The organism is Paenibacillus nuruki (assembly GCF_001721045.1).
GTDB lineage: Bacteria > Bacillota > Bacilli > Paenibacillales > Paenibacillaceae > Saccharibacillus > Saccharibacillus nuruki.
Genome location: NZ_MDER01000015.1, coordinates 1 through 1,403, shown reverse-complemented (window position 1 = coordinate 1,403; position 1,403 = coordinate 1). Strand labels below are relative to the sequence as shown.

Genomic DNA, 1,403 nt, shown 5'->3' with positions numbered 1-1,403 from the left:
AATATATATATCTAAAAGAAAAATTAAATATAGTCGAAGAAAATGAAGATTTAATACTAATTAATTCTTATATAAATCAAGAATTCGAAGGTATAACAGTTGATTTATTTGCTCTACACAATGCTTTATCTTTAGATGTAATTATTTCATTACTTGATGAAATTCTAACTTCTCGCATAGAAAACCATTTGGTAATTTCTTTAAACCAAGAATCAGACAATCATTTGAAGAATGAATATAAGGCGGAAAACTATAAAAATAACTTTTTACATTATATTAAGTTAAAAAAACCATTCAAACGAGAATTAAAGAATATCAAGCATTCTAATAACTTTATAACAGATGTGTTTTTTAGTATTCCGTTGTACTATAAGCTATTACAAGTAAGATCAAAGTTGTTAAATGGAGTTGAGAACAGAGTATTATCAACTGACAGAGTTAAAAAGGGAGTAGATGATTTACAAGTTATGTTTAGTGTTGAAATTCAAAAAAAAATAACATACAACATCCCTATTAATTCGAAGTCAATTCCATTTGATAAATTGTTAAGAGGTTTTTCTAGTCTGATTGAGTGGGAAATCGCAGAAACACTAAATAATTATTCATACAAACATACTAGAGACTTTAGTGAGAATATGCAAAAGCAACAATTAGAAAGCATATCTTATTTAGAATTTCAAAATGAGAAGCGGAATTCTCTCAGGTCTATTTTTGAAAATTCTGAAAGGGAAATGCTTATTGAATTATGGACGAAAGATTATGTGTTGAAGTATGCTCAAATATTCAAAGCTATAAATGAATTTGAGGAAGAAAAAAAGTTAAAGATTGAACAACAACGATTTTATGATGATATTGCCTTTCGGCTATGTGATATTTTTACTACATGTCTTGATCAAGAAAATTATTTTAGTGGCATGATCCCATCGATATCAGGTTTGTTTGATAAAGAGGTGATGAATGACTTTTTATTAATACCATTTGGTAATTTTCAACGTAATAATTATTCTATAGCTTTTTTAGTCAGTGGTTTATATATTAAAAATTCATTTAGTGAATTAAAAGTAGCCAATATCGACTTTCTTTCTGGTCCTTTGTTTAAAAACTATAGAATGGATTTTGATGAGAGAAATGTTTCAGTAAATATAGATGAAAAAATATTAGATAGTCACACTTGGGTAGTAGTACATGATATTAATGTATTTGAATCAGATAAACAACTTGCCATAAAGTTAGGAAAAGAAAAAGTTTTAGATTATTTAAATATGTTACATTTTTTAATTGCAAAAGAAAAAGAAAAAGTTTTCGAATTAAAAAATTTAGAAATTTATTTATTTAACCACACTTCCAAAATCACCACAACTACATTCAATGAAGATGAAGAAATTACAATAATAAATGTAAGA

1 protein-coding gene is annotated in these 1,403 nt (G+C 25.9%); it reads left to right on the top strand.

From position 1 onward, the window contains the following. The coding region (locus PTI45_RS24000; RefSeq protein WP_175425099.1) for a hypothetical protein at positions 1 to 1,403 on the top strand (1,403 nt) is incomplete at both ends.